14 protein-coding genes, 1 tRNA gene and 1 other RNA gene are annotated in these 15,746 nt (G+C 69.6%); 6 read left to right on the top strand and 10 right to left on the bottom strand.

Translation table 11 applies throughout. The features are described from left to right. Window positions 1-34: 34 nt before the first annotated feature. A complete protein-coding gene (locus ABD331_RS42235; RefSeq protein ID WP_344488137.1) occupies window positions 35-703 on the bottom strand; it encodes a TetR/AcrR family transcriptional regulator in 669 nt (222 codons plus the stop codon). A 174-nt stretch (window positions 704-877) separates the two neighbouring features. On the opposite strand from ABD331_RS42235, the gene ABD331_RS42230 reads away from it, so the two are divergent. Next, window positions 878-1,846 carry a hypothetical protein gene (locus ABD331_RS42230; protein WP_344488135.1) on the top strand — a complete coding sequence of 323 codons (969 nt, stop codon included), beginning with the start codon at window positions 878-880 and terminating at the stop codon, window positions 1,844-1,846. Between the two features lie 72 nt (window positions 1,847-1,918). Here the strand turns inward: ABD331_RS42230 and ABD331_RS42225 are convergent, their stop codons facing one another. The 5 genes from ABD331_RS42225 to ABD331_RS42205 all read right to left on the bottom strand — a co-directional run bounded on the left by ABD331_RS42225 (window position 1,919) and on the right by ABD331_RS42205 (window position 5,811). Continuing rightward, window positions 1,919-2,980, bottom strand: a complete 1,062-nt coding sequence (locus ABD331_RS42225; RefSeq protein WP_344488133.1) for an aspartate-semialdehyde dehydrogenase — start codon at window positions 2,978-2,980, stop codon at window positions 1,919-1,921. Further along, on the bottom strand, window positions 2,977-4,251 hold the full coding sequence (locus tag ABD331_RS42220) for an aspartate kinase (protein ID WP_148440715.1): 1,275 nt from the start codon (window positions 4,249-4,251) through the stop codon (window positions 2,977-2,979). Before ABD331_RS42220 ends, ABD331_RS42225 begins: the two co-directional genes overlap by 4 nt. An 84-nt stretch (window positions 4,252-4,335) precedes the next feature. Next, on the bottom strand, window positions 4,336-4,866 hold the full coding sequence (locus tag ABD331_RS42215; protein ID WP_225270453.1) for a DUF5063 domain-containing protein: 531 nt from the start codon (window positions 4,864-4,866) through the stop codon (window positions 4,336-4,338). Then, entirely contained in the window at window positions 4,859-5,458 is a 600-nt protein-coding gene (gene recR / locus ABD331_RS42210; RefSeq protein WP_344488129.1) for a recombination mediator RecR, read from the bottom strand. The genes ABD331_RS42215 and recR overlap by 8 nt, the downstream gene beginning before the upstream one ends. 2 nt (window positions 5,459-5,460) lie before the next feature. After that, on the bottom strand, window positions 5,461-5,811 hold the full coding sequence (locus tag ABD331_RS42205) for a YbaB/EbfC family nucleoid-associated protein (RefSeq protein ID WP_139629532.1): 351 nt from the start codon (window positions 5,809-5,811) through the stop codon (window positions 5,461-5,463). Between the two features lie 452 nt (window positions 5,812-6,263). Here ABD331_RS42205 and ABD331_RS42200 point away from each other — a divergent pair, with 452 nt between their 5' ends. Continuing rightward, window positions 6,264-7,727 (top strand): GAF domain-containing protein, encoded by a 1,464-nt coding sequence (locus ABD331_RS42200; RefSeq protein ID WP_344488123.1) that lies wholly within the window; start codon window positions 6,264-6,266, stop codon window positions 7,725-7,727. Between the two features lie 190 nt (window positions 7,728-7,917). Here ABD331_RS42200 and ABD331_RS42195 read toward each other — a convergent pair whose 3' ends face one another. Then, window positions 7,918-10,413, bottom strand: coding sequence for a DNA polymerase III subunit gamma and tau (locus ABD331_RS42195; RefSeq protein ID WP_344488122.1), 2,496 nt, complete (start codon window positions 10,411-10,413; stop codon window positions 7,918-7,920). Between the two features lie 31 nt (window positions 10,414-10,444). Beyond that, window positions 10,445-10,540: signal recognition particle sRNA small type (gene ffs, locus ABD331_RS42190), an RNA gene on the bottom strand. A 101-nt stretch (window positions 10,541-10,641) separates the two neighbouring features. Between ffs and ABD331_RS42185 the strand changes: the two genes are divergently transcribed. The 4 genes from ABD331_RS42185 (at window position 10,642) to ABD331_RS42170 (ending at window position 12,559) form a co-directional block, all read left to right on the top strand. Continuing rightward, window positions 10,642-10,726: transfer RNA gene (locus ABD331_RS42185), tRNA-Ser, on the top strand. A 185-nt stretch (window positions 10,727-10,911) separates the two neighbouring features. Further along, entirely contained in the window at window positions 10,912-11,115 is a 204-nt protein-coding gene (locus ABD331_RS42180; protein WP_344488121.1) for a hypothetical protein, read from the top strand. A 283-nt stretch (window positions 11,116-11,398) separates the two neighbouring features. After that, window positions 11,399-11,866 (top strand): hypothetical protein, encoded by a 468-nt coding sequence (locus ABD331_RS42175; protein ID WP_344488120.1) that lies wholly within the window; start codon window positions 11,399-11,401, stop codon window positions 11,864-11,866. A gap of 87 nt (window positions 11,867-11,953) precedes the next feature. After that, window positions 11,954-12,559 carry a DUF6461 domain-containing protein gene (locus tag ABD331_RS42170; RefSeq protein WP_344488118.1) on the top strand — a complete coding sequence of 202 codons (606 nt, stop codon included), beginning with the start codon at window positions 11,954-11,956 and terminating at the stop codon, window positions 12,557-12,559. Here the strand turns inward: ABD331_RS42170 and ABD331_RS42165 are convergent. After that, on the bottom strand, window positions 12,507-12,809 hold the full coding sequence (locus ABD331_RS42165; RefSeq protein ID WP_344488116.1) for a hypothetical protein: 303 nt from the start codon (window positions 12,807-12,809) through the stop codon (window positions 12,507-12,509). The genes ABD331_RS42170 and ABD331_RS42165 overlap by 53 nt on opposite strands. Before the next feature lie 15 nt (window positions 12,810-12,824). Continuing rightward, window positions 12,825-15,710 (bottom strand): AfsR/SARP family transcriptional regulator, encoded by a 2,886-nt coding sequence (locus tag ABD331_RS42160; RefSeq protein WP_344488114.1) that lies wholly within the window; start codon window positions 15,708-15,710, stop codon window positions 12,825-12,827. Window positions 15,711-15,746: the final 36 nt, after the last annotated feature.

Genomic DNA, 15,746 nt, shown 5'->3' with positions numbered 1-15,746 from the left:
GGGTACGACCTTACCAACCGACCGGTATGTTCCCCTAGGCCCGCAGTTCGTGGACCGCCGCAATGAAGTCCTTCGTGATCCCCCGCAAACCCGGCAGGTGCGACAGCCCGACCAGCCGGTCCACCAGCGGCACCGTCACCTCGATCAGCCGGTACGTACGAGCGCACCCCGGCGAGGTGTCGTGCACCCAGAACAGCACCATGCCCATCGACAGCAACCACAGCAGCTCGGGCAGCTCCTCACGCAACTCGGCGTTCATCCGGTCACGCGACCCCTCCACGACCTCCCGGTAGATCGCGATCGACGCCTCACGCGCCGGGGACGACTGCTGGCTGAACGGGCTCAGCGGGTTGGTCGGCTCGGCCGCGTGCTTGAAGAACTTCACGGCGAACTCGTGGTACGGCTCGGAGACCCGCACCCATTCGCGCAGCACCCCGCTCAGCCGGCCCGCGAACGACTCCTCGGTGGCCAGGAACTCCCTGCACGCCTCCTCGTGCTCAGCCTGGGCGCGGTCGTAATACGCCTGGATCAACGCCTCTTTGCTGTCGAAGTAGTAGTAGGCGTTACCCACGGACACCCCCGCCTCGGCGGCGATGGCACGCATCGTGGTCGCGTCGAAGCCGCGCTCCCTGAACAGTCGCAAAGCCGTCTCGACGATGACCTCTCGCGTGCTCTCCGATCCTCGGTTTCGGGCTTCGGACACGTTCGTCACTTTACGTCGTCGAGCGAGGTTAGGTCATGGAGCCTCACGGTGATCACCGCCACAAGGCAAAGTTGCCCCCGCGACAAGAGTTATCTCCTGCGAAAGGTGGGATTGTCGTTTCAGGCGGAAGGGCTAAATCCGCGAAAAGGCATCGACATGTGGATACGTGGAACAGTGCGGCTGATCATCGTCGCGCTCCTCGGCATTGAGATCACCATAATCGCGCTGGCCTCGGCCGCCTCCGCCGCCACCCACCCCGAAGGGGCGCCGGCGCAGGCCTGGCCCGTGCACGGCCCGGGGCCGTCGGCGGCCGAGCTGCTGACGGGCGCCTTCGACATGGGGCCGCACCCCTGGGCGTACGAGGAGCTCATGCTGCTGGAGATGGGTGACTGGCCGGCGCTCGACACCCGGTGGCCGCTGGCCGCCGTCGAGCGGGCCGAGGTGATCCGCGAGCGCAGGGCCGACGACGCCGCCAAGTCGAAGGTCGAGCAGGCCGAGCGGGCCGTGGAACGAGCCGAGCAGGCCGTGCGGGACGCGCGGGGCGTGGACCAGGCCGTGCGGGACGCGCGGGCCGCCCGCGCCATCGACCGGGCCGTCAAGCGGAACGAGCGGTTCGCGCGGGAAGCCGCCACGAAGGCGGTGAAGAGCCCCGTACGTACCGGGGTGGCCCAGATGCCGCAAGCACGGCCCCGAGTCGCTTACAAGCGCGCTCAGGTCGATCTGACCCGGGCCCTGCCGCGCAAGGCCGCCATGCGGATGTCCCACGCGACCGCCAACGGATGGCTGAAGAGCGCGGGCCTGCGCACGAAGTCCACCGGCAACTGCGTCAGCAAGCACATGCACCACTGCACGTCACTGGACCGGGTACGGACCGGGACCATCGCCAGGGCCATCGAGCTGAAGCAGAAGAGCGGCTGCCCGATCATGGTGACCGGCGGCACCGAGCGGGGCCACGCGCCCGGCCAGTTCAGCCACGGCAACGGCTACAAGCTGGACATCTCCCACAACGCCTGCATCGACCGGCACATCACCAAAAATCATGACAAGGCCGGGGTGCGCAGCGACGGGGCGACGATCTACAAATCGAAATCAGGCACGACGTTCTTCGACGAGAGCGACCACTGGGACATCCTCTTCCGGTGACAGAGCCAGGCGCGCACCCGTGAAAAAGGTGTGACGCCGCACGGAACGCACGACGCCACACCCGTGGAACTGCTAGAACTCGGCTGCGACCAGCTCGGCGATCTCCGCCGCGTTGAGCGCCGCACCCTTGCGCAGGTTGTCACCGCACACGAACAGATCGAGCGTGTTCGGGAAGTCGATCGCCTGGCGGATGCGACCCACGTACGTCGGGTCGTTGCCCACCACGTCCAGAGGCGTCGGCCAGATCCCGTTCTCCGGGTCGTCCATGAGGACCACCGTCGGAGCCGCTTCCAGGATGCGGTGCGCGTCGGCGACCGTGATCTCACGCGCGAAACGCGCGTGCACGGCCAGCGAGTGCGTCGTGACCACCGGGACGCGGACGCAGGTCGCGGAGACCTTCAGGTCCGGGATGCCGAGGATCTTGCGGGACTCGTTGCGGAGCTTGAGCTCCTCCGAGGCCCAGCCGTCGGCCTTCACCGAGCCCGCCCACGGCACCACGTTGAACGCGATGGGCGCGGGGAACGGCGACTCCTCAGGCAGCTTGTTGGCCAGCACCTTGCGCACGTCACCGGCGCTCTGACCGATCGCGCGGTCACCGGCCAGCGCCTCGACCTCGTCGTACAGCCGCGCGGAACCCGCCACCCCGGCGCCGGACACCGCCTGGTAGGAGGCGACGACCAGCTCGGTGAGCGTGAACTCGGCGTGCAGCGCCCCCATGGCCGCCATCATCGACAGCGTCGTGCAGTTGGGGGTCGAGATGATGCCCCGCGGCCTGTTACGCGCGTCGAGCGGGTTGACCTCGGGCACGACCAGCGGGACGTCGGGCTCCATGCGGAACGTGCCGGACTTGTCGACCACGATCGCGCCGCGCCCGGCCGCGATCGGCACCCACTCGGCCGACACCTCGTCGGGCACGTCGAAGATGGCGATGTCGATGCCGTCGAACACCTCGGGCGCCAGGGCCTGCACGACGACGTCCTCGCCGCGCACCTGGAGCACCTTGCCCGCCGAGCGCGGGGAGGCGACGAGACGGATCTCGCCCCAGATGTCCGCACGCGACGACACGATGTCGCGCATGACGGTGCCGACGGCGCCGGTCGCGCCGATCAGTGCCAGACTGGGCCTCTTGCTCATCGTCCTGAACCTCCGTACACCACGGCTTCGACCTGGTCGGCGTCGAGATCGAAGGCACGGTGCGCGGCGGCCACAGCCGCGTCGACACCGTCCTGCTCGACGATCACTGAGATGCGGATCTCCGAGGTGGAGATCATCTCGATGTTGACCCCCGCGTCGGCGAGGGCCGCGAAGAACGTCGCCGTGACGCCGGGGTGCGAGCGCATGCCCGCGCCGATCAGCGACACCTTCCCGATCTGGTCGTCGAACAGCAGCGACTCGAAACCGATCCGGGGCTGGATCTTCTTCAGCGACGTCAGCGCCGTCTGGCTGTCGGCCGTGGGCAGCGTGAACGAGATGTCCGTGCGACCCGTGGCGGCGGCCGAGACGTTCTGCACGATCATGTCAATGTTGATCTCGGCTTCGGCCAGCGTTTTGAAGATCGTGGCAGCCTCGCCGACCTTGTCGGGCACCCCGACAACAGTGATCTTGGCCTCGCTCCGGTCGTGCGCGACGCCGGAGATGATCGGCTGCTCCATCTCGGTTCCTTCGGTGTAAGGGTCGGAGACGACCCACGTGCCTTCCTTGGTGCTGAACGAGCTGCGTACGTGGATCGGCAGGTTGAACCGCCGAGCGTATTCGACACAACGCAGGTGCAGGATCTTCGCGCCGCAGGCGGCCATCTCCATCATCTCGTCATACGAGATCCTGGGGATCTGCTGCGCCGCGGGCACGATGCGCGGGTCGGCGGTGAAGATGCCGTCGACGTCGGTGTAGATCTCGCAGACGTCGGCGTTGAGCGCCGCCGCCAGCGCGACGGCCGTGGTGTCGGAGCCACCCCGGCCAAGCGTGGTGATGTCCTTGGTGTCCTGCGAGACACCCTGGAACCCGGCCACGATCGCGATGTGGCCCTGGTCGATCGCCTCCTGGATGCGGCCGGGCGTCACGTCGATGATGCGCGCCTTGCCGTGCGTGGAGTCGGTGATCACACCTGCCTGCGAGCCGGTGAACGAGCGGGCCTCGTGGCCCAGGTTGGCGATCGCCATCGCCAGCAGGGCCATCGAGATGCGCTCGCCCGACGTCAGCAGCATGTCGAGCTCGCGGCCCGGAGGCAGCGGCGACACCTGCTCGGCCAGGTCGAGCAGCTCGTCGGTCGTGTCGCCCATGGCGGAGACGATCACGACCACGTCGTTGCCGGCTTTTTTCGTCGCGACGATCCGCTGCGCGACCCGCTTGATGCAGGACGCGTCGGCGACGGACGAACCACCGTACTTTTGCACAACGAGCGCCACGAGAGTCTCCCGGTTAGGACTGTGAGCTGCCAGTCTACTGGGGGCCTTTCATGCGCCTGTTGGTTCGTACCACTATGTGGATGATCAGACCGTGGTGGCTTCCTCGGCCACGTCGAGCCTCGAGTGCGCTGCCAGCGCCTGGAGCGCGCGCATCGCCGCGCCCGCGTGGTTGCCCCAGGTGTTGAAGTAGGAGAACTGCCACCACCACAGGGCCTCGTGCGGACGCCCCGCGTGGTAGTGGCGCAGCCCGTGGATGAGGTCGGCGGCGACCGCGGTCAGGTCGTCGGACAGCCGGTACGGCGTCACGCTGGTGTCCTTGTACGGGTCGAACACCTCGGCGTAGTCGTCCACCGCCTCCAGCCGCTCCGCCAGCGCCGTGCGGACCCCGTCGATGTCAGGGTCCTCGCTCATCGGCGGCTCGTAGTTGCCGGCGAGGATGACGTCGCGGTTGGCGCCCAGCTTGGCGCCCGCCAGGCTCATCTGGGCGACCTCCACCAGCAGGATCGACCAGATGGCGTCGCCGCCCTCGCCGCCCGCGACCCTGGTCAGGCCGTCCACGTAGTTCTGTGCGTGCCCGGAGATCTCTTCCGCCAGCGCGCTCCACTGGTCAGACATCCAGCAGCCTCCGTCCTTCGAACGCGCGGCCCAAGGTGACCTCGTCGGCGTACTCGAGATCACCGCCCACAGGCAGACCGCTGGCCAGTCGTGTCACTTTGATGCCCATCGGCTTGACCAGACGGGCGAGGTAGGTAGCCGTCGCCTCGCCCTCGAGATTGGGGTCGGTGGCGAGGATCAGCTCGGTGACGCGGCCGTCGGCCAGCCGCGTCATCAGCTCGCGGATGCGCAGGTCGTCGGGGCCGACGCCGTCGATCGGGCTGATCGCGCCGCCGAGCACGTGATAGGTGCCGCGGAACTCGCGCGTCTTCTCGATCGCCACGACGTCCTTCGACTCCTCGACCACGCAGATGACGTGGGTGTCGCGGCGGGTGTCGCGGCAGATGCGGCACTCTTCCTCCGCGGCCACATTTCCGCAGACCCGGCAGAAGCGGACCTTCTCCTTGACCTCCAGCAGCGCGTGCGCCAGCCGTTTGACGTCGGCTGGATCGGCCGCCAGCAGGTGGAACGCGATCCGCTGCGCGCTCTTGGGACCGACGCCGGGCAGCAGGCCCAGCTCGTCGATCAGGTTCTGGACGACCCCCTCGTACATGCCTAGAACCCTGGCAACTGTCCGAGGCCGCCGCCACCCAGACCCTGGGCCAGCGGGCCGAGCTTCTCCTGCTGCAGGTCGGCGGCCGCACGCACGGCGTCGCGGACGGCCGCGATCACCAGGTCGGCGATCGTGTCGGCGGTGTCCTGCGCGTCGCCCGCGTCGATCACGCTCGGGTCGATCTTGAGCTCGAGCAGCTCGCCCGAGCCGTTGACGACGGCCGTGACCAGGCCGCCACCGGATGAGCCCTCGATCTGCGCGTCGTTGAGCTCCTGCTGGGCGCTCACAAGCTGCTGCTGCATGAGCTGTGCCTGCTCCAGCAGCTGCTGCAGGTTGACATCCCCTGGGTTCACCGTCGTGCGCTCCTCGTGGCTCCGCGTTCTTGACTGCCACGAGCCTACGGGGTTTGGCGGAAGTCCTGTACTGGGGGAGCTTCCCCGTTTCTCCCCAGATCTTCGTACGCGACATTCATCTCGCTTCCAGGCGGGCGTTTCCGGCCGGGAAGCGCCACCCTGACCTGGCCTCGTGTACGTGTTCACACCGAACGCGCGTCTCGACATCCCTTTGTCATGGTTTATCGAGTGTCGGCGCGTTTTGGCCGGGTCTCGGCCCCCCTCCAGTGTCCGAGACCCGGCCATCACGCCGGCGGAGCGGCCGCACCACGCCGACGCGTTGGTCAAGAACGTACGTGGAGGAGGGTTGCACACACGTTGCGTTCATTCAATCACCCTCTGCAATCCCCCTGAACGGGTTGCGCTGAGCGGGGTACACGACGGATGCTCTAGTTGACTACTTGGAGTGACCGATGAGTTACGCCCACCTCGATGCGTACTCCCGTCTTCTGCGCGGAGCACACGAAACCGTAGCGACAAGTGCCGTAGCGACAGGTCGGGCCTGGCCGGAGTCGCCCCGCCACCTGATCAAGGCATCGTGGCGGCGTTCGCTGGACGCCGGGATCGACCCGGAGGGCAAGAGCGCCCCCCTCGTCTGCGACCCCGCCTCCATCAGGGACATCCGCGCCGCCCACCCCCTCCAGCCCCTGCTGCCCCTGCTCGCCCAGACCCTCTCAGGACTGGCCGACGAGACCGGCCACATCATGATCGTGACAGACGGTGACGGACGGGTCTTGTGGCGCGAAGGCAACCACGCGGTCCTGTCCAGCGCCGACCACATCGGCCTGGCCGCCGGACACCAGTGGGGCGAGCAGAACGTCGGCACCAACGGCATCGGCACCGCCCTGGCCACCGGCCGGCCCGTACACGTCTACTCGGAGGAGCACCTGATGCGGGTGCTGCACATCTGGTCGTGCAGCGCCGCCCCCATCACCGACCCCGACTCCGGGCGCGTCATCGGCTGCGTCGACGTCAGCGGCACCGCCCGCACCCTGCACCCCGCCACCGTCGCCCTGGTCGCCGCCACCGCCAAACTCGCCGAGACCCAGCTCGCCCTGCGCATGCACGAGCGCGACGAACGGCTCCGCCGCCGCTTCGAGTCCCTGCGCGGCAGGCCCGGCATCCTGCTGTCGTCCACCGGCCGCGTCATCTCCGGCGACCCGGCGGGCGGCCTCGGCGACCGCGTCCACCTCGGCGGCCCGTTCCCGCCCGTCACCGAGCGCGCCGGTCGGCGCCTGTCACTCAGGGACGGCACCGCCGCCCTCCTCGAACCCTTCTCCGACGGCTACCTCCTGCGCCCCACCCCATCGGCTGCCCCGCCCACCCTCACCCTGTCGCTCCTCGGCGAACGCAACCCCACCGCCGCCATCGGCGACGACGAACGCCCCCTGTCGCTGCGCCACGCCGAGATACTCGCCCTCCTCACCCTCCACCCGCACGGCCTCACCGCCGAACAACTCTCCTTCCACCTGTACGGGGACGCCGGCAACCCCGTCACCATCCGCGCCGAGATCCACCGCCTGCGCGGGCAGCTCGGGGAGGCCATCGCCGCCAAGCCCTACCGGCTCGCCTGCCCCGTGGAGGCGGACTTCATGACGGTGCGCCGCCTCCTGACCTCCGACGACCCCGCCGGGCTGGCCCGGGCTTACCCGGGGCCGCTCCTGTCCCGGTCGGAGTCGCCCGAGATCCGGCGGGAACGGGACGAACTGGAGGCTCAGGTGCGGGCGTTCCTGCTGCGGCGCGGGGGGCCTGATGAGTTGTGGGTGTATGCGCAGACCTGCAACGGGCGGGACGACTACGAGGTGCTGGAGCGGCTGGCCGCCCTTCCGGCCGGCGACCTCCGCTCGGTCGCCGCCCGCTCCCGCCTGCTCCTCTGACCCCGCCTCCGCGCGGCTCCTTCTGGACGCCGCCCTCCGCCCGGCTTTTTCGGACGCCGCCTCTGCGCGCTCTTCGGGCGCCTGCCTCTGCGCGGTTCCTTTGCACGCCGCCTCTGTGCGGCTCTTCGGGTGCCACCATCTGCGCGACTCTTTCGAGCCCCGACCGATCGGGCGTGGTCGATCTCGCCGATCAGGTGTGGTCGATCTCGCCGATCACCTTGGCGCCGAGCTCCCGTTCCAGCAGCGCCATGCCCGAGACGGCGTCCACATCGGCGTCGGCGTCGTTCAGCGGGTCCACCTCGTCCGTCTCAGGACCCTTGTCCCGTCCGGGGATGGCGTCCGGCCAGGCAGGCGCCCCGCTACGAGCGGCAGGAACCCGCGGCCCGGACTGCGCCGCCGCCTTGGCCGCCGACCGCGCTGCCGCCAGACCCGTCCCGGTCTGCACGCCACCCACCGGAGCGCCGCCCGCCTGCTGAGCCACGGCCACCGTCCGGGTGGGGTCGGGGCTGGGCGGGGAGCCAGGCCCGAAGTCGTCGGGAGCGTCGGGCCAGGACTCGTCGGTGGTCTGACGTCCCGGCGCGCCGGCCGGAGGGTGGTCGGCCTCCTGGCCGCCCTGGTCCTCGTGAGAAGCCCCGTGCGAGGCCGTACGCCCCTGAGAGCCCCCCGCGGCCTGACCGCCCTGAGGACCCGGCACACCCTGACCCGCCACCTGCGGCCCGGACACGCCCTGCGGCCCCGGCACCCCCTGAGAACCCGGCGCACCGCCGGGCCCCTGAGAGCCACCCGCACCCCCATGAGACGGCGCACCCCCATGGGAGGATGCCGCACCCTGGGACGATGCTGCGGGAGGACCTTGTGACGGTGAGCGGACCGGACCACGAGGAGCCGGAGAGCCACCGACGACCGCCTCGACACGCCAGTTCCCGCCGAGCACCTCACCCAGCACACCGGCCACCACGACGTCCTTGCCGCCACCGGTGAAGTTCTTCATCGCGCCGACCTGGCTGAACCCGAGCGTGACCAGGTTGCCTTCGACGCCCACCACCTGGGCGTTGGTGCTCACGTTCGCCCACACGACGATGCTGCGCTGCTTGAGCGCGGCCAGCACGGCGGCCCACTGCGACTGAACGGCCCCCGCTCCCCCAGCCACCGGAGCCCCGCCACCACCGACGGGAGCGGCAGCCTGCGCCGGAGCAGCCGGAGCAGGCACAGCAGTCGGAGCCGGCGCAGCAGCCACGGCACCAGGCCGCACAGGCTCCGGCCAGTCGTCCTTGCCTCCACCCGTGGCAGCAGCCGCGACGTCATCAACCGCCCCCGCCTGCCCCGCCCCCGCAACGACGGAACCAGCGGCAGGGCTGGCAGCAGGACCGGCGACTGAAGCCGCCGCCGAGGCACCATGCCCACCGGCGGCGACCTGCGCTCCCACCCCGCTCACCGTCCCAAGCCCCACCGGCGCACCACCGGAGGAGGGAACGGACGCACTGGAACCCACGGACGGAACAGAAGCACGGGCGGCCATCTGCGCGACAGCACCACCCCGCTCAAGACGTTCAAGCCGAGCCAGCAGCGCCGCCTCCCCCTGCGCCGCACCAGGCAGCAGGACGCGCGCACACATCAGCTCCAGCAACAGCCGCGGCGACGTGGCACCGCGCATCTCGGTGAGCCCGGCGTTGAACACCTCGGCGGCCCGCGTCAGCTCGGCGGGCCCCATCGAGGCGGCCTGCTGAACCAGCCGCTCCAGCTCATCGGCGGGCCGATCGAGCAGACCGCTCGACGCCGCCTCGGGCACGTTCGCCAGAATCACCAGGTCACGGAAGCGTTCGAGCAGGTCGGACGCGAACCGGCGCGGGTCGTGACCTCCCTCGATCACCCGGTTGACCGTGTGGAACACCTGCGCGCCGTCCTTGGCCGCGAACGCGTTTACGACCTCGTCGAGCAGGTCGCCGTCGGTGTAGCCGAGCAGGGAGACGGCCTTGGCGTAGGTGATGCCGTCCTCTTCTGCCCCGGCGAGGAGCTGGTCGAGGATCGACAGCGAGTCACGCGCGGACCCGGCCCCGGCGCGTACGACCAGGGGCAGCGCGGCCGGCTCGAAAGGCACGCTCTCGGAGGTGAGGATCTCCTCCAGCAGCGCCTTGAGCGTCGCGGGCGGCATCAGCCGGAACGGGTAGTGGTGCGTACGCGACTTGATGGTGCCGATGACCTTTTCCGGCTCCGTCGTCGCGAAGATGAACTTCAGGTGCGGCGGGGGCTCCTCGACGAGCTTGAGCAGCGCGTTGAAACCCTCGCGGGTCACCATGTGCGCCTCGTCGATGATGTAGATCTTGTAGCGCGCCGACACGGGCGCGAAGAAGGCCCGCTCACGCAGGTCACGCGCGTCGTCCACACCACCGTGGGACGCGGCGTCGATCTCGATCACATCGAGGTGGCCGGGCCCGGTGGGCGCCAGCGCGACACACGACTCGCACTCACCGCACGGGTCGGGCGTGGGCCCCTGCTCACAGTTGAGAGAACGCGCCAGGATGCGAGCACTGGAGGTCTTGCCACATCCGCGGGGGCCGCTGAACAGGTAGGCGTGGTTGATACGGCCCGTTCGCAACGCTTGTCTCAGCGGATCGGTGACGTGTTCCTGACCCTTGACCTCGGCGAAGGTCCCGGGTCGGTACTTGCGGTAAAGCGCAAGGCTCATACGACCATCCCGCCTGCGAGGGGGCTCTCAACGAAGAGACCCCCCGCACACCCGCCAGAGCCCGCTTATCCTTGCTGCCTTCCGGCCCTGGGGAGGTTCACAGGATGACGCCGCGCGAGGGGTCCCTGGACAGTCTAGCCGCACGCCGCAGTGCTCGCTCCACCCCGCGAAAAGCCCGCGCGGAAAACATGGTCTGCGCACCCTGAGAAGTCCGGTAAGCTCGTCGGCGGAGGATTCGCCTAGTGGCCGAGGGCGCACGCTTGGAAAGCGTGTATAGGGCAACCTATCAGGGGTTCAAATCCCCTATCCTCCGCGCCTGGTTGAGGCAGAGACGAAGGGGCCGACCATACCCAGTCGGCCCCTTCGTCGTGTCCAGTCCCAGTCTGTCCGTCACGTGCCGGCATCGGCGAGCCCACCGTGGCCGCTGTGGGGTACGCCAATCGTCCTGGGAAGGTCGAGCGGCTTGGAGACGCGGGAGCGGACCTCATCGTCACCAGCATGCGCGCGGAGCCGCTGGCCGACGCAGGTCGCGCCGACTCCAGGCAAGTGATCGTCAAGCGTTTTCCAACCGCGGCGCCTTATGTTGCGGGCATGCCCAACGTCGGTTTAGTCGAGATCATCTTTATGCTCCTCCTCCCCTTGGCGGCTCTCTGGGTCATCATCTACACCGCCGTACGAGCGGCGATCCGCCACAGCCGATGACCTCCCGGCCGGAGCGCGAAGGAAGCAGAGGTTCCATGGGCATCTGACGTGACGGGCCACCCTGCTCGGCTCGGACCTGGCCGTTGACAAGAGGCCGGGCCATCTCACGGATCTGAGGCATCGGAGTGAATACCTCATGATCAGTGAGATCCTGCCGTAGGCCGAATGGGACCAAACAAGGGCATTGATCATGTGTGCTGACCCGTGGGCGGTTGTCGAGGACTCTGATCGAGCACGGTGGGATTATGTGCCACTTGAGAGTGTCGGCCCACTGCGCTTCGGCATGCGTCTGCAGGAAGCGACCGTCGCGATGGAGACGCAGGGATACACCTTCGACGACGTCCCGAAAGTTGACGAGTTCGGCCCGTTCGAGCAGTCGCGCATGGAGTTTCGCGCCATGGGCGCTCCGGCCTACCGGGTGAGCGTTGTGACCTACTACGTCGGCTCCATGGGGCTGATCTGCGTCACCATCGACGCGTTGTCCGGGCCGCAGGTTTCACTGGACGGGATCCGACTGATAGGACGGCCGCCTTCAGAACTCTCCGCTGAGCTCATCACCTACCTGGAGAAGACCGGCAGAGAGGTCAGGTTCACCCCTGAGGGAGACGTCGGTTCGGATGAGCTGGGAATGTACCCGCGTGCGCAGCGAGCCGGCGACGTTCTGCTCACCCGGCTGGTCTTCGGCAAACCCAACGACTGGGCCGGCACCATGTACGACCTCATGCCAGCCGACGAGTGGCACGTCCGCTGAGCTCAGAGGAACTCTGGTCCGACGGGGCCCTTAGCCGTTTGTCGGCGATTGCTGCGATCATGCCGCTCAAACGACCGAGGAGCGACCATGACAGAGACCTTCGAAGAACTCCCCTGTTTCCCGGGTTACGAGACCTTGGGCGAGATCTACTGCGTGTCCTTCGTCCGCGATCTCTCCCCTGAGGAGGCCCTCCGCCGGTTCGGTGTGGACGAGGACACCATGGAAGAGGTGGCGTTCGACGAACTGGACCTCCGCGCCGGGGAGAGCATGAGGGACGACGCGGCCGGTTTCATCGGCGCCGCCCGAGTCGGCGACTGGACCGTGGTCGTCGAACCGGGAGGCTGGGAGATCGCCGTCGTAGAGGACATCTACACCCGGTTGTCGCGGGGAACCGAGGTCGTGTCGGTCTGCCGCCACGACTACGCCCAGAACACCTTCGCCTACATCGCCGACGGCACGCCGGTCGTCCAGTTCGACCCGATGTTCCCGGAGGAGCGATCGGGCAGTGACGCGGACCGTTTCGTCGTGAAGATGCGCGAGATCGGGCTGGACCCCGAGCACGACATCGACGGGCCGGGGATCGACCAGCCGATGGAGGGTTCGTTCGCCTTGGCGAGCGGCATCACCGGGCTCCCGCTGTCTACGGACCTGCGGGGTCTGCGGTTTCTCGGTGCGGAGCCTCTTGAGGAGTGAGCGGCGGCTCCGAGCAGTGCCGCTCGAATTCGGCCTTGCGCCGTACGAGGTAGGCGGGCCAGTCGGTACGCGCGGCGATGACGTCGTCGATGGACAGTTTCACCACCGCGCAGAAGCCGATGGAGCAGGCGCGCGGCATGGAGGCGTCGATCAGGGAGATCCCCTGGATCTCGTCGCCGTCGTTGGAGGTGCAGAGCACCGGGTGGAAAGAGCAGTCTTCGTAGATTTCGCCGGGGCTGATGCTGGTCACAGAGCAAGTCTGATGTCAGAGCATGTGCTTGATGGGCTGGGGGGTGTCCGGCACGTCCTGGGAGAGGATCTCGTTGGCCTCTCCCGGCGTGAGAAGGCGCGCGTCACGCAGGAGGCGGACGGAGTCTTCCCACTGCGTCCGCGCTTCGGCGTGCCGTCCGAGGTCGTGCAGGCTGGTGCCGAGCCACCAGCGTGAGATGGCCTCCTTCAGCCGGTATCCCGAGTCGTGCAGCAGCCGTACGGCCGTCGTATAGCTGTCCACCGCCTCGGCGAGCCGGCCGGCGTGTCGGTAGGCGTCGCCCAGCGAGCCGTGGGCGATGCCCGCGTCGGCGAGCGGGCCCACCGCAGGGCCCGGCTCCGTGAGCCGGCGGGCCTCCTCGATCGCCTCGTCGAAGCGGCCCTGACGGTAGTAGACGTGGACGCGGTTGTTGCGGATGGTGGCCGTGGCCCCTGGTCGGGCGACATCGTCGTTGAGGTCCAGCCCGGACTCCAGGTAGCCGATCGCCTCGTCGAAACGGCCGGCCAGCGTGCTGATGACGCCGAGGTTGTTGAGCACGCCGACCTTGCGGCGAGGCAGGCCGGCGCGGTCCCAGTCGTCGAGGGCCGTCTGGAGTTCGGCGATCGCGGCGTCGTGGTGGCCCTGGTCGCGGTGGACCCAGCCGAGGAAGCTGCGGAGCTGGGCCTTGTCCTCCCAGGCGGCGGTCTGGTCGGCCAGGTCGATGGCGTGCGCGTAGAGGTCGGCGAGTTGGGTGTGCCAGCCCTGGAAGCAGAAGGGCCAGTGGAGGCCGATGGCCAGGCCGACGGCGGTGGCCGGGTCGGGGCCGGACAGCGCCTGTTGTGCGACGGCGAGCAGGTTGTCGCGTTCGTCGTGGATCCAGCGTTCCGCCTCCGCCGTGCTCTCGAAGGGATTGGCGGGCAGTTCGACGGGGCAGCGCAGGACGGGGTCGTCGTTGAGTTTGGTGCCGGCCAGCCAGAGGGTGGTCAGGTAGTGGTGGAGGGCCTGGCGGACGGCGGCCGTCCGTTCTGGTGACGACAAGTCGTGGGCGCGTTCGCGGGCGTAGAGGCCGACCAGGTCGTGGAAGCGGTAGCGGTCGGGGCCGGCGGGTTCGAGGAGGCGGGCGTCCTGGAGGCGTTCCAGGGCGGCTTCGGCGCGGTGGGCGGGCCAGCCGGTCAGGGCGGCGGTGGCGGCCGGGGTGTGGGTGGGCAGGCCGAGCAGGCCGAGCAGCGGCAGCAGGTGGGCGGCGTCCCGGCCGGCGGGTTCTTCGCGCAGGTGGTGGTGGCTGACCGCGATGCTGGCGCGGACCGCCTGGTCGGCGTATTGCAGGACGTCCAGGCGGCGGGTGGCGTCGGCCAGCCGGGTCTCCAGGTCGGGCAGCGTCCAGTCGGGGCGGGCGGCCAGCCGGGCGCCGACGATGCGCAGCGCGAGGGGGAAGCCGCCGCACAGGTGGGCGACGCGGGCGGCGGCCTGCGGGGCGGCGCGGACCCGGTCGGGGCCGGCCAGGCGGGACAGCAGGGCGACGGCCTCGGTGGGGGTGAGGGTGCCCAGGTGCAGGTGGTGGGCGTTGTCCAGGGTGACCAGCGGGTCGCGGGAGGTGATCAGGACGCGGCAGCGGGGGCCGGCCGGGATGAGCGGGCGGATCTGGCGGACGTCGCGGGCGTTGTCCAGGATGACCAGCAGGTCGCCGGAGGCGGTCAGGGAGCGGTAGCGGGCGGCGGCCTCGCCGGCGTCGGCGGGCACGGCGGCGCCGTCCAGGCCGAGCGAGCGCAGCAGGTGGCGCAGTGCCTGGGCGGGGGTCAGCGGGTCCAGGCCGGGGGTGGAGCCGTGCAGGTTGAGGTAGAGGACGCCGTCGGTGAAGCGGCCGGCCATGGCGTGGGCGACGTGGATGGTGAGGGCGGACTTGCCGATGCCGCCCGGCCCGTCGATCACCGTGATGGCGGGGCCGTCGGCGGGGCCGAGGGCGGTGCGAAGGGCGTCGATCTCGGTGGTGCGGGCGGTGAAGGCGTGCGTGTCGGCGGGCAGGTCGGCCATCGGGCGCTGCTCACCCAGAACGGTCTGCCGGGCGGGGGTGGTCTGCCGAGCCGGGGCGCGTAGGCCGAGGGCGGTCTGCTGGGCTGAGGCAGGCAGGCCGAGGGCGGTCTGCTGGGCCGGGGTGGGCAGGTCGAGGGCGGGGTCCTTGGCCAGTACGGCCTGGTGCAGGCGGCGCAGCTCGGCGCCCGGTTCGAGACCCAGCTCGGTGATCGTGATCCGCCGGGTGTCCTGGTAGACGGCGAGCGCCTCGGAGGGACGGCCGGCGCGGTGCAGGGCCAGCATGAGCTGGGCGGCCGGGCGTTCCCGCAGCGGGTGGGCGCGCACGTGCGCGGCCAGGTCGGCGGCCAGCGCGTGATGGTCGCCGGCGGCGAGGCGGAGGTCGGCGTGGTCCTCCCAGACGGTGCGGTGCTCTTCCTCCAGGCGGGCGGCCTCGATGCGCGCCCACGGCTCGGTCAGCTCGGCCAGCGGCTCACCCCGCCACAGCCCCAGCGCCTCGCGGTACAGGGCGTCCGCTGTTGCCGGGGTCTGGCTGGTGCGGGCGCTTCTGGCGAGGCGGGCGAACAGGTGGGCGTCGATGCGGTCGGGGTCGAGCGCCAGCCGGTAGCCGTTCGACGTGGTCTGGATGATCTCTTCGGTGATGTGGGGTGCGAAGGTCTGGCGGAGTTTGGAGACCACGATGTGGAGCTGTTTCGTCGCGGTCGCCGCGGAGTTGTCACCCCAGATGTCGGTGAGGAGCCGCTCGGCGTGCACCACCCTCCCCGCGTCCAGGGCGAGCCTGGCCAGCAGGCCGATACGGCGGCGGCCGGCGAGCCGGACCGGCTCGTCACCGGCCAGGACCTGCCACGGGCCGAGATATCTGATCTCCAGCGTCACTAGGAGCGCTGCCCTCCTCATAAGGGAGTCGGCATG

It is taken from the genome of Nonomuraea monospora (genome assembly GCF_039531895.1).
Lineage (GTDB): Bacteria > Actinomycetota > Actinomycetes > Streptosporangiales > Streptosporangiaceae > Nonomuraea > Nonomuraea monospora.
The sequence above is the reverse complement of the archived record's forward strand: the minus strand, read 5'-3'. Positions and strand labels throughout refer to the sequence as shown.